A 12,718-nucleotide genomic window follows, 5' to 3' on the forward strand; every position below is an offset into this window, starting at 1 on the left:
CAATACTCTGTGGCGTTCCCGACCCGTTCCCGTCAGGATCGCGGGGTGGGGGAAAGACCGCGCACTCCGCTGCGCCAGCGCGCATTCGCCGTTTTCTACACCGGACGGCTGGTCTCGCTGCTGGGCAGCGCCATGACCCCGGTCGCACTGGCGTTCGCGGTGCTGGGCAGCAGCCACAGCCCGACCGACCTCGGCGTCGTGCTCGCCGCCGGGATCGTGCCGCTGCTGACGTTCCTGCTCGTCGGCGGCGCGGTCGGCGACCGGTTCCCGCGCAACCGCGTGCTGCGGCTGTCGAACCTCGGCGCGGGTGCGGCGCAACTGGTCGCCGCGACCATCCTGCTCACCGGCAACTACTCGCTGGCCGCCATCGCCGTCACCGAGTTCCTCGGCGGCGTCTGCACCGCGTTCACCACGCCGGTGCTGCGCGGGATCGTGCCGCAGATCGTTCCGGCGGAATCGCTGCGCCAGGCGAACTCGCTGCTGGCCACCGGACGGAACATCACCAAGGTGGCCGGTCCGGCCGTCGCCGGCGTTCTCGTCGGCACGGTCGGCGGCGGCTGGGCGATCGCCGCCGACGGGGTGTCGTTCGTGCTCGCCGCCCTGCTCTACCAGGCGATCACGCTGCCCCCGGCGGAGCACACTGTGCAAGACAGTGTCTTGCACAGTGTGCGAACCGGCTGGCGGCAGTTCTGGCGGATCCCGTGGCTGTGGCGGGTGGTCACCGCGTTCACCGTCTACAACATCGTGTTCACCGGTGGCTGGCTGGTGCTCGGGCCCGGCATCGCGCAGGACACGATCGGCGCGGCCGGATGGGGCGTGGTGCTGAGCGTGCGCGCGGTGGGAGCGTTGCTGTCCGGGCTCGTGATGTACCGGCTCGCACCGCGACGGCTGCTGCCGGCGGGACTGGCGAGTGCCGCCCTGACTGTGCTGCCGCTGATCGCGCTCGGCCTGCACGCGGGGTTCGCGGTGCTGGCGGGGTCGACCTTCGTCGCCGGGTTCTGCGCGGGCGTCATGAGCGTCGCCTGGGACACGACGATACAGGAGAACATCCCCGGGCATGTGCTGTCGCGGATGGCCGCGTTCGACGATTTCGGTTCTTACGCGGGCATTCCCGTGGGCGAACTGCTGGCCGGACCGCTCGCCGCGGCGTTCGGCGCGCCGCAGGTAGTCCTCGTCGGCGGGATCGTCATCGCCGTCGCCGCGCTGTCCCCGCTGCGCTCGCCCGCCGTCCGCGCGCTGCGGCACCCGCCGGTCCGCGTGCCGTGAAGGACGGCTTCGAAAGGAAGGGCCCGCCGGGATTCCCGGCAGGCCCTTCCTTCACCCCTCGGTCACACCAGCAACAGGAACGCCACTCCGTTGGGCGAGCCGAGGCCCGTCACGTCGTCGTAGCCCTTGGTCGTGTGGATCGTCAGGTTCGGGTAGTCGAGCACCCGCGCCGAGGTCAGCAGGCCGTCCTTGGCGTCGGTCCCGTTGGCGAAGTCCACCCGCTGCACCGCGCCGTCGACGTGCTGCACGTCGTGGATCGCCGACGTCAGCTGGTACAGCACCGGGTTGATGAACCCGTGGTGGTAGTGGTCGAGACTGTCGGCCACCGCCATCACGCCCGCGAACACCGGCGACGCGAGGCTCGTGCCGCCGATCCGGTACTGGTCGTAGTAGACGCCGTCCGGGAAGGTCTGCGTCTGGCCGACCAGGAAGCCGGTGTTGGGGTCGGCGATCGCGGAGATGTCCGGGACCACGCGGCCCTTCGCGCCGCCGGTCTGGTTCTTCGTGGACAGCGCGTCCGGCACGATTCCCTTCTGGTAGAAGGGCTGGCCGAACAGCCGGCTCGTGCCGCCGCCCGCGCCGCCGTTGAACACGCCCGGGAACGCCGGGGCGTAGGCACCGTTGGCCAGCGTCGACTTGCCGGTCTCCCAGCCGGTTTCGAAGATCCGCTTGCCGTCCTTGCCGACCGCCAGCGACGTGCCGCCGACCGCGGTCACCCACGGAGCCGAGGCGGAGAAGTCCGGCGACGGCGTGCCCAGGCGGGCGACCTCGTCCCCGTTGTCGCCGGAGGAGAAGTACACGCCGATGCCCTCAAGCACCGCCTGCAGCGAGATCTGGTTGAACACCTTGACCTCGGCGGCCGGAATGTCCTCGCCGGTGTCGCCATAGGAGTTGGAGATGATGTCGGCCTTGTGCCCCGCGACGACGTAGTTCAGCGCGGTGTCCAGCGACAGGTCCTCACAGTCCTGCCCGCCGACGTACAGGATGTTCGCGCCCGGCGCGAGCCCGTGCGCGGCCTCGACGTCCAGGGTTTCCTCGCCGTACCAGCCGGAAGCGTCGCACTGGTCCGGCGGCTCCAGCACCGGGTTCGCCGGGAAGATGTGCTGGCTGAACTGCTTCTTGGTCAGCGGGTGCGCCGGGTCGTTGCGCTTGGCGTACTCCGAGGCGTCGGCGTAGATCGTCGGCGACGCGAACGCGTCCACGATGGCGATCGTGGTGCCGCGGCCGTCCGCGCCGAACTTCGCGACCTGGTCCAGCCCGTACGCCGAACGCAACTGCGCGGGCGTGTAACCGCACGGCGCGTACGGAAGCTGCTTGCCGTTGTACGCCGGGTCAGTCGTGTCGGTCTTCTCGCCGTAGTAAGCGCTGCACGGACCCGAGTTGCGGAACCCGTTGCTGGGCGGCGCGGTCGACGGGCTGGCCTGTGCCCGGGACTGCTTCTTCGCCGGCGCGTCCGCACCGTCGGTGTGGTCCGGCTTGAACAGGTTCGTCGCCTGGTCGACGCCGACGACGCCGAGCACGTCGTTCGCCAGCGCCGCCGGAACGGACAGGTCCTTGTCCGCCGCCCGCAGCGTCTGCCCCTTGACCTGGTACTTGCCCAGGGTCACGGCGAACGCGCGCTGCACCTGATCGGCGGTACCGGTGGCCTCGACGTACGCTCGGTTGGACGGCACCTCGCCGATGCCGAATCCGCTTGCGGACAGCCAATTCTTCACTGCCGAGACGGTCTGGTCGGTAGCCGCGAACTGGTCCCGCACCTGATCCGGCGACAGATAACGCCGGTAGCCGCGACTGTTCGGATCGGACACCGACTGCGCGGCGGCTTCGGCCGCGCCCTGGTCCTTGAGGTTCAAGTAAACCCGAAAGTCCATAGTGGACGACCCGGCCGTGTCGGCCACCTTGGACTGCGGTTTGGCCCACACCGGATGCGATTGCGGAATGTCCGCCCGCCCCTGAGCCGACGCCACGGCAGGCGAAGCGGCTAAACCGCCCACCACCGCCAGCGAAAGAAACATGGTGACGCTTCTACGCACAGCAACTCCCTCGTGTTGCGCGGCCCTCGACCCCCGCCTGCCGCCGGAACGAGATTAGGACTGCCCCCGCCCGCCAGGGAAGCGTCCGGCTTCCCGGTGCGGAACCGTTATCTGCTCCCCTCATCGCGACACAAGGGACAACTGCGACCAAAGTCCGTTTCATCCGCACTGTCCACAGCGGAATGTAGCTAAATCGGAAAAATGCCCGTTTCCCGCAATCCCCGCACAGCACTAGACAGCCCACGACACCACCTACGAAGGTCGCACAATCTCGATCACCCCCACCAAACCCTCACCCGTCCGCCACGCCGCCCCCCGAAGCGTCCGTGAGGGGAGCCCTCACAGACCCTGATTCCCTGAGGCCCCCCTCACGACCTGCCGCCACCCCCGCGAGGGACCCCTTCACAGACCCAGATTCCCGCAACGCCCCCTTCGCCGACCGCTCCCCCCGGCCACCACCGCATGCGCCCAATGTGGCGGGTGCATCCCACGCACCCAATGTGGCGTTCGGTGCATCTGACGCGCCCCAACCGCACCAACGCACCCGACCATCAAGACCCCCAACCGCACCAACGCACCCAACTGTCGAGACACCCAGCCCCTCCCCCGCACCCCGATCCGAAGCCCCCTGCGGGCGGCGGGTGCTTGTCAAGGCATCTTTCCCGCCTTGACAAGCACCCGCCGCCCGTCAGCACACTCAACCTTCGGGGTGCCCCACGCCAGCGACCGGGCCAATGTCGCCGCCAGGCGACGAGCCCCCTCAGCCCGCACATGAAAACAATTCACCCCACCCCAGCCGAACACCTGATGACATCCACCCCCGATATCACCCCATATGGGGTATTCCTCCCCCAGCGGATCTAGCTAACCGACCCAAACGCTCCTAGCATGCCGACCATGGGGACCTTGCCGCCAAGGCGGGTAAATTGATTTCGCTGACCTTCCGGATCCTGGGGCCGCTGGAGGTCATCGCCGAGGGCAGGGCCGTACCGCTGGGCGGCCCGAAGCCCCGCCTGCTGCTGGCCGCACTGGCCCTCCAGCCGAACATCGTCGTGTCCACCGAAGCCCTGGTCGAGGTCCTCTGGCCGACCACCGCCCCCCGCTCCGCGGCCGCCAACATCCGCACCTACGTCCACTCCCTCCGCCGCCGCCTGGCGGAAACCTCCCCCGACCTGGCCGACCGCATCACCAGCCGCGCCTCGGGCTATCTCCTCACCGTCCCGGAAGACGAACTCGACCACCTGCTCTTCACCCGCCTCGCCACCCAAGCCTGGGAATCCCAAGACCACCCGGAAACCGCCTTGGCCCTGCTGGATCAAGCACACTCGCTCTGGCGCGGCGAAGTACTGGAAGGCCTCCCCCACGACCCCACCTGGGGCCCCGCCGTCGCTCGCCTGGACGAACTACGCCTGGCTGTACAAGAACAACGCCTGCGCGCCCGGCTAGATCTGGGCCGGCACAACGAAGTCATCGCCGAACTCCGCGCCCTGGTCACCGAACACCCGCTGCGCGAAGAACTCTGGCACCACCTGATCACCGCACTACGCGACGCGGGCCGCACCACCGAAGCCGCGGAAGCCTACGAGCTAGTCGAGCAAACCCTCGCCGACGAACTGTCCGCGAGCCCCGGTGCCGCACTCCGCGAACTCCGCACCACCCTCGAAGTCCCCTGCGCCAAGGTCCCGCCGATCTGCCAACTCCCCTTGGATCTGCCCGATTTCACCGGCCGCGGCGAAGTAACCGAGCACCTGGTCGCGAAACTCCGCCAGCACGCCGAAGCGGAACGCCCCACGATCGTCGTCCTCTCCGGAGCACCAGGCATCGGCAAGTCCTCGATCGCCGTACGGGTAGCGCACGCCGTCCGCACCGTTTTCCCAGACGGGCAGTTACACGTAGACCTGGCCGGAACCTCGTCGTCGCCACGCTCGCCCATGAGCGTACTGGCCGAACTCCTGCGCGCCTTGGGCATCCCCGACTCCGGCCTCCCCCGAGATCTGGCCGAACGCTCCGCACTCCTGCGTTCCCAGCTCGCCTGCCGCCGGATGTGCATCGTCCTCGACGACGCGGGCGGCGCCGCCCAAGTACGTCCGCTGCTGCCCGGCGCGGGCGCGTCCGCCGTAGTGGTCACCAGCCGAATCCGCCTGCCCGATCTCGCCGGCGCGATGCCGGTCGACGTCGACCTCCTGCCCGAGCCGGAAGCCGCGCGCCTGCTGGAAGGCATCGTCGGCCGCGAACGGGTCGCCGCCGAACCCGAAGACGCCGCGGCGATCCTGCGCCAATGCGGGCATCTGCCGCTCGCGATCCGGGTAGCCGGAGCCAAGCTCACCCACCGGCCGACCTGGTCCCTGCGCATCCTCGCCGACCGTCTCCACGACGAGCACCGCCGCCTGGACGAGCTGCGCGTCGGCGATCTGGCCGTCCGGGCGAGCGTGACCCTGAGCTACGACCTCCTGCCGATGTCCGCCGCCGCGGCCTTCCGCCGCTTGGGCGCGCTGGGCCCAGTGCAGTTCCCCGCCTGGGCAGTCGCCGCGGTCCTGGGCCGCCCGTCCGCCGACGACGTGCTCGACGTGCTCGTCGACGCCCACCTGGTGGAACTGGTCGCCACCGACGTCGCGGGACAGCCGCGCTACCGCCTGCACGACCTTCTGCGCGTCTACGCCGCGGAACTGGCCGAGCCCGGCGAAACCCGCACCGCGATCGGCCGCGTGCTGGAGGGATATCTGGCGCTGGCGGTAGAAGCCGCCGAACGCATGCCGATCCACTTCTTCGGCCAGTACCACGACGACACCGACCTGGCCCCGCCGCCGGAAGCGGACCGGCTGCTGACCGACCCCGCCGCCTGGTTCGCCGCCGAACGCGCCACCTGCGTCGCCGCCGTCGGGCTCGCCGCCGAACGCGGTTTCGACGACCTGACCTGGCGGCTCACCGTGGCCCTCACGCCGTACTTCGACCTCCGCGGCCACCAAGACGACTGGCACGCCACCCACCTGATCGCACTGGAAGCGGCGCGCCGGGCAGGCGCGATCCGCGGCGAGGCAGTCGTCCAGCGCAACCTCGGCCAAGTCCTGCTGTACCAAGACAACGACGCGGACGCGATGGTCGCCTTCGAGGCAGCACGCGAGCTGTACCACCGAATCGGCGACCAGCAAGGACTCGGCGAGGCCTACGCCGGCCTCGGCACCGTGCTGCGAATGCAAGGCCAGACCGACCGCGCGCTCGAACCCTGCCACGAAGCGCTCCGGCTGTTCGGCGAGGCGGGCGATCCGCACGGCGAAGCGGTGATCCGGATCGCGGTCGGCTCGATCTGGGTCGCGCGCAAGTGCTACGCGACCGCGCGCCGCTGGTACACCGACGCCCTTGAGCTGTCCTGCGAAATCGGCGACCGGCACCGGGAAGCCCATGCGCTGCAACGACTCGGGCTCCTGCACCAGCGCGAGGGCAACCTCGCCGAAGCCCGCGAACACGTCACGCGCGCCATCGCCGTGTTCACCGATCTCGGCGACGACCACTGCGTCGGCTACGCGAACCAGAACCTGGGCGCGCTGTGCCTGTACAGCGGCGATCTCGCACACGCGCAGCTGCTGCTGGTGAACTCGCTGAGCGTGCACCGCCGCAACGGCGACCGCCGATCCGAAGCCGAAGTATCTCAGCTCCTCGGCGAACTCCACTCCGCGCTCAGCCAGCCGGAACGGTCCCGCGGCTACGCCGAACGCGCGCGGGCCATCCGCCGCGAACTGTCCGCCGACACCCCGGTCGACGACCGGCCGCGCAAGACCGGACCGCACCGGATCGTGTCCGCCTGACGCGCGGGCCCGGTTGCGCGGCCAAACCCGCGCGCCGGGCCACGATGCGCTGATGAACACTCCGAAAGCGGCTGGTCACGTCCTTCTCGCAGCGACTGTTATCGCTTTGTCGACTCCAGCTCCCGCCTGGGCCAAACCCCAGCACGGCAGGAGAGTGCTGGACAGACCGCTGACCTACCGCCTCTACGCGACCCGCGAAGGACTCGTCGGCGGCACCACCTCGAGCGGGCACCGGATCACCGAACGAGACCATTTCGTCGCGCTCCCGTCGACGAAAACGGTGTCCGCCAAGGGAAGAGGGACCTTCACCGTCCGGGTCTGCCGCACCGACGGCACGCGCTGCGAATACGCGCCCGTGTGGGATGTCGGGCCGTGGAACGAACACGACGACTACTGGAACCCCGCCGATCGGCGCGCGACGTTCGGTTCGCTGCCGCAAGGCGTGCCGGAAGCACAAGCGGCCTTCCAAGACGGTTTCAACGGCGGCAAGGACGAACGCGGCCGCACCGTGCGCAATCCAGCCGGTCTCGACCTGGCCGACGGCACGTTCTGGGACGGTCTCGGCCTCAACGGCAACAGCTACGTGGACGTCACTTTCCTGTGGACCGGCAGTGCGCCGGCCACCGGCGTGGTAACCGGCGGAGCCCCGCTGGTCGTGCGCACGTCCGCGAGCAACGACGCGCCGCCAGCCGGATTGGCCGCCGATGCCGCTCAGGTGCCGATCGAGTGTTCCGTGCGAGGTGATTCGGTGGACGGAACGACCCGCTGGAACCGGATCGGCCCCGGGCACTATGTGTCCGGGGCCCACCTCCGAGCCGACGCGGCCGTGCCCGCCTGCTGAGGCTCAGTGATGGTGGTGGGCATGCACGACGGCGTGCCCGCGTCCGCGGCCGATCATCCACTTGTTGACCGGAACCGTGACCACGAAGGCGATCGCGAGCGACAACGCCAGCGACAGCCAGAACAAACCGCTCGACAATCCCGCGTCCATCGCTCCCGGAATCGCCACGACGACGGTGTTGTCGATGACTTCCATGACCGCGATCGACACCGTGTCGGCGGCGAGCGCGACCTTGAAAGCTGCACCGAGCGCGAGGCCCGACTTGAGCACGCCGCGCATGGTGAGGGCGTAGCCGAAGACGAACGCCAGCACGATGGACAGCACCACAGTGGCCGCGTTGTGCAGGCCGAACGCGGTGCCGAGAACCATGCCGAGCACTTCGCCGATGGCACAGCCGGTGAGGCAGTGCAGCGTCGCTTGGGCGGCGGTGGACCAAGACGCGCCGTGCTGGTGTTCGTTCATGCCGCCGACTATACCCCTGCGGGGTATATGCCGCACAAGGTCGCCCGATGTGATGACTGTCGCCCGGCCGCTGCGGCGAATCGGTATAACCGGAAGTGTGGTGATCAACTCGGCGCGTCGGTGCGCCACCGCATTCGTCCTCGTTCTCCTTCTAGGAAGCTTCCTCAGCGCCCCGGCCGCCAGCGCGCGCACGTCCTCGCTCAAGTGGGGCGCGTGCCCGGCCGGGACGCCGCGGCAGGTGTCGTGCGCGAGCCTGCGGGTGCCGCTCGACTACGCGAAACCGGACGGGAAGCAGATCACCCTCACCGTGTCCGGCATGGGCAGTCTCAGCTCGCCGCATTTCCTGCTGGTGAACCCTGGCGGACCGGGCGCGTCCGGGCTGGGCACCGAGAAGCTCGTGTTCAGCCAGCTGCCGCAGGACGTCGCTCAGCAGTACGCGGTGTTCAGCTTCGATCCGCGCGGAATCGGGGCGAGCACACCGGTTTCCTGTGGCGACACCTCGAAACTCGCGCCGCATCCGGCGGCGCCGTACCAACCGGCAGACCTGCCGCAGGAGCGGCACCGCGAGGACCTGGCCAAGCAGATCGCGGCATACTGCGCGGCGAACGGGAAAGACCTGCTGCAGCAGGTCACCACCGAGAACGCGGCGCGCGACATGGATCGGATCCGCGAAGCGCTCGGCAAGGACAAGATCGACTACCTCGGTTACTCCTACGGCACCAAGCTCGGCGCCACGTACGCGACCCTGTTCCCGGCGCACACCGGCCGGATGATCCTGGACAGCGTCGTCGACCCGACGGTCACCACGTATCACACGCAATTCCAGCAAAACGCGGCCCTGCAAGCGCGGGCCGGGCAACTGTTCGCCTGGACCGCGGCGCGCGACAGCACGTATCACCTCGGCACCACCGCGGCCGAGGTCAAGGCCGCGTGGAGCGAGCTGCGCGAGAAACTCGCGGCACAACCGGCGGACGGCAAGACCGGAGTGTCCGAATTGGACGATCTGCTGGCGTCCGCGATGTACGGCGACTGGGCCTGGCCGTCGCTGATGCAGGCGGTCGCGAGCCACCGCGGCGGGGATTCGGCCGGGCTGAACGTCGCCGCCGGACAGGCCCAGTACGCGGTCGATCCCGGTCAGCTCGCCTACAACTGCGCCGACGCGGGCTGGCCGCGCACCTGGGCGGCCTGGCACGCGGACACCGCGAAGTCGGCGACGTCCGCGCCGCTGTTCGCCTGGCTCAACAGCTGGTACAGCGCGCCGTGCGCGTTCTGGCAGGTCCCGGCGACGCCCGAGGTCCGGATCGGGTCGGCTTCCGTTCCGCCGATCCTGTTGCTGCAGGGGAAGGACGACCCAGCGACGCCACTGGTCGGCGCACAGCGGATGCACCGGGTGCTGCGCGGGTCGAGCCTGCTCGTCGACGGCGGCGGCAACCACGCGGCCTACCTCAACGAGCCCAACCCGTGCGTCGACGACAAGGCCGCGCACTACCTGCTGACCGGTGAACTCCCCCAGGACGGGACGTGTCCGGCGGGCGGAGAGGAGGCTGCGCCGTCCGGCGGTTGAACTCGCTTGCGTAACCGTTTGGTCGCGTTCGGTTGACCCCCTGCCGCCACTGGCCCTACCTTCGGCTGCCAGGTCACATAGCCGGGGAACGGTGGGGGATGCGAGGGCGGACCACAACGCTCGTGCTGGGCGCGGCGCTGGTGGCGACCGCGGCGGCGGTGGCGGGCAGTTGCTCGCCGGTCCTGTCGGACTCGGCCCCGGAGCCGGCGAAAATCGCCTTCGTGCCGAAAATCGGCGGCATCCCGTACTTCGACGCGATGAATGCCGGCGGCATGGCGGCCGCCAACCGGCTCGGCGCGAAGTGGTCCCTCCGCGCCCCCGCGTCGGTCGATCCGGCCGCACAGACGGCGATCCTGCGCCAGCTCATCGCCGAACGCGTGGACGTCATCGCGGTCGCCCCGAACGATCCGGCGGAGCTGGCCCCGACGATCGCGGAGGCACGGGCGAAGGGCATTCACGTGCTCACCACCGACACCGACGCCGCCGGCTCCCAGCGCGAGGTCTTCGTGAACCAGACGACGGCCGAGGGCATCGGCTCGGCGCTGGTCGACTCGCTGATGAAGAAAACCGGCGGGACCGGCGAGTACGCGATCGTCTCGTGCGGGCACGCCGCGGCGAACCTCAACTGGTGGATCGAAGCCGAGAAAACGTATGCGGCACAACGCTATCCGCAAGCGAAGCTGGTCGAGACGGTGTACGCCGACGAGGACACCACCACCGCCACGAAGCTGGCGAAGGAGATCCTCAACCGACATCCGAAGCTCACCGGCATGATCGGCCAGTGCACCACGGCGACGCCCGGCATCGCGCGAGCGGTGCGTGATCAGCAAAAGATCGGCCAGGTCTTCACCGTCGGCACCGGCACGCCGCAGACGATGAAGCCGTACCTGGTCGACGGTTCCTGCTCCATGACGGTGCTGTGGAACGTCGAATCCCTCGGCTACCTCACCGCCTGGACCGCCGAGCAGCTCGCGACCGGCACCCCGCTGCGGCCCAAGAACAACGTGAGCCCGGAGCTCCCCGCGGTGCGCTACGACGCGGCCACCCGGACGGTCCTGCTCGGCGATCCCCTGCTGATCACGCAGAACAACGTGGATCAGTTCAAGTACTGACGGTCCTCAGCGCACGTCGACGGTCACCGTCAGCGTGCGCGTCCGCGCCGGCAGCTTCGTCATGTCCACCTTCAGGTACTCGCCGTCGTCCTGACGGCCGTTCGGCTGCGTCTTGGCGTGCAGGGTGTAGGGAGCCGCCGAGTTCGCGACACCGTCGATGCCGAAGTCGCTGTCGTTGCTGATCACCACGGTGCGGCCGCCGTCGGTCGTCGCGACGCCTTCGACCTTGTCGTGACCGAAGAAGCCGCCGCTCGGGTCGAGCCCGGTCACCAGGCCGCCGACGTCGAGGAACAGCTTCTTCGCCGCGGGCGTCACACCGACCTTCGCCAGCGCGTCAGCGGCCTCCGCGGTGGTGGCCTTGCCGACGTACGCTTCGATGCTCTTGCCACCGTCGACGAGCAGCCCGCCCTTGGCCGCATCGTAAGTCGCGCCCGGCACCTTCGCCGCCGATCCGAGGTCGGTCGCCTTGCTCAGGTCGATCTCGAACAGCTTCTTGTACGCGCCTGGCCCGGCATTACCGTCACGCTCGTCCACGAGGAACCGGGTGGCCGACAGCGCGGTGATCTCGGAGACCGCGGTACTGGTCTCGCCCGGGTTGTCGAGCAGATAGGCGTACTCGTGCGTGGCACGGGTCTTCAGGTCGACAGTCACGATCCGCAGCGCAGGAACTTTACTGGGCTTCTTCGTGAGATCCGGCTGCTGCAGCGCGGATTGCATGATTCCGACGAGTGTCCGGCCGTCCGGCGTGAGCGCGAGGCCCTCCATGCCCTTGTTCGGCACGCGGTTCTTCAGTTCCTCCGGCAGCGAACCGTCGAACGGCGAGAGCCGTTCGACCGCACGGCCGTCCGCGCGGAAGTGCGTGATGAACGGGCCGTACTCGTCCGATACCCAGAACGTCCCGTCGCGTTGCGCGACGAGCCCTTCGGAGTCGTAGCCGTTCGGCGACGCGGGCAGTTTCGCGCCGCTGAGGTCCACGATGGTCTCGCCGGTGTTCGCCAGGGTGTTGACCTGGCCGTTGTACGGGGACCCGTCGGCCGCACGCAGCGGAATACTCCGCTCCAGTACGGCTTTCCCGCCCCTGAGCCGGAACTTGCCGATGGCGGGCGTGAACGACGGCAGCGGTTCCACTTTGGACCCATCCGGCGCGTCGACGTTCGGCCCGCGGTCGGTGAGCCCGTAGAACTCGTCGCGCGAACCTGGCACCGGAGTGAGCGCCGACCCGTACCCGCCGCCGGTGATCTTGACGCCACCGACAGTGCCGAGCGGCGGCAAGTCCGTCGGATACAGCCGGACCGCGTCGCTCACGGTGAAAGTGAACGTGTCGCGGCCGGTGAACCCGGCGGCGGGCGTGTAGCGGAACGATCCGTCCGGGCCGATGACCAGTGCGCCGTGTCCAGGATCGGTGTGCCGGACCACCGCACCGTCGCGCTGAGCGTCGCCACGCACCTGCAGCGTGTGCCCGGCCCGCACCCGGTAATGGTCGTCCGGGCGGCCCTTGGCCTCGGCCGGTCCCGCGGCGGCCAGCGGCAGCACCAGCGCGACCAACCCGATCTTCACGCTTTTCATCGGCTTTCTCCTCCTCTGGCGTCGTTTCGACGCCAGAGGAAGTCTTGACGGCCGAGTTGGACAACGTCCGT

The 12,718-nt window shown here is 69.3% G+C and carries 8 protein-coding genes; 5 read left to right on the top strand and 3 right to left on the bottom strand.

Going from position 1 to position 12,718, the window contains the following annotated elements; all coding sequences use genetic code 11:
* Window positions 1-45 precede the first annotated feature (45 nt).
* Window positions 46-1,266 carry an MFS transporter gene (locus BM362_RS18975; RefSeq protein ID WP_093574026.1) on the top strand — a complete coding sequence of 407 codons (1,221 nt, stop codon included), beginning with the start codon at window positions 46-48 and terminating at the stop codon, window positions 1,264-1,266.
* Between the two features lie 62 nt (window positions 1,267-1,328).
* On the opposite strand, the gene BM362_RS18980 is transcribed toward BM362_RS18975, so the two are convergent.
* Window positions 1,329-3,299, bottom strand: a complete 1,971-nt coding sequence (locus BM362_RS18980) for a S53 family peptidase (RefSeq protein WP_093574027.1) — start codon at window positions 3,297-3,299, stop codon at window positions 1,329-1,331.
* Window positions 3,300-4,225: 926 nt separating this feature from the next.
* On the opposite strand from BM362_RS18980, the gene BM362_RS18985 reads away from it, so the two are divergent.
* Window positions 4,226-7,102: an AfsR/SARP family transcriptional regulator gene (locus BM362_RS18985; protein WP_093574028.1), complete on the top strand. Its 2,877-nt coding sequence runs from the start codon at window positions 4,226-4,228 to the stop codon at window positions 7,100-7,102.
* Between the two features lie 154 nt (window positions 7,103-7,256).
* On the top strand, window positions 7,257-7,943 hold the full coding sequence (locus BM362_RS18990; RefSeq protein ID WP_342029807.1) for a hypothetical protein: 687 nt from the start codon (window positions 7,257-7,259) through the stop codon (window positions 7,941-7,943).
* A 3-nt stretch (window positions 7,944-7,946) separates the two neighbouring features.
* On the opposite strand, the gene BM362_RS18995 is transcribed toward BM362_RS18990, so the two are convergent.
* Entirely contained in the window at window positions 7,947-8,405 is a 459-nt protein-coding gene (locus BM362_RS18995; RefSeq protein WP_093574218.1) for a DUF4396 domain-containing protein, read from the bottom strand.
* 97 nt (window positions 8,406-8,502) lie between these two features.
* On the opposite strand from BM362_RS18995, the gene BM362_RS19000 reads away from it, so the two are divergent.
* Both BM362_RS19000 and BM362_RS19005 read left to right on the top strand, forming a co-directional pair.
* Window positions 8,503-9,969, top strand: coding sequence for an alpha/beta hydrolase (locus BM362_RS19000; protein WP_208865255.1), 1,467 nt, complete (start codon window positions 8,503-8,505; stop codon window positions 9,967-9,969).
* A 98-nt stretch (window positions 9,970-10,067) separates the two neighbouring features.
* Entirely contained in the window at window positions 10,068-11,081 is a 1,014-nt protein-coding gene (locus BM362_RS19005; protein ID WP_093574031.1) for an autoinducer 2 ABC transporter substrate-binding protein, read from the top strand.
* A 6-nt stretch (window positions 11,082-11,087) separates the two neighbouring features.
* On the opposite strand, the gene BM362_RS19010 is transcribed toward BM362_RS19005, so the two are convergent.
* Window positions 11,088-12,647, bottom strand: a complete 1,560-nt coding sequence (locus BM362_RS19010) for an esterase-like activity of phytase family protein (protein WP_167545364.1) — start codon at window positions 12,645-12,647, stop codon at window positions 11,088-11,090.
* Window positions 12,648-12,718 lie beyond the last annotated feature (71 nt).

It is taken from the genome of Amycolatopsis rubida (assembly GCF_900115345.1).
Lineage (GTDB): Bacteria > Actinomycetota > Actinomycetes > Mycobacteriales > Pseudonocardiaceae > Amycolatopsis > Amycolatopsis rubida.